At 54.9% G+C, this 233-nt stretch carries 1 protein-coding gene; it reads right to left on the minus strand.

Going from position 1 to position 233, the window contains the following annotated elements:
• Positions 1-185 (minus strand): FecR domain-containing protein (locus AC0L3B_RS40425; RefSeq protein WP_473383703.1); only part of this gene is annotated, 185 nt, incomplete at its 3' end.
• Between the last annotated feature and the right edge of the window lie 48 nt (positions 186-233).

Raw genomic sequence — 233 nt, forward strand, 5'->3', positions numbered from 1 at the left:
CGACCATGGCGAGTCTCCACATACAAGGGTGTTTGCCCACCGCGCTTGCCGCTGTGGATAAGTACCTCGCCCTCGCGAAGGCGGATCAAACGTTGGCGAGAGTCGAATATCACATCAATGGCCGTATTAGTGTTGAGATAGACCTGAGTGCCATCGACCAGCTCGATGTGTCGACGTTTACCCACAGGCGTTCGGTAGTCAGCCCATACGTTCCCCAGGGATGTATGTTGTTG

Source organism: Bradyrhizobium sp. Kon56 (genome assembly GCF_055807635.1).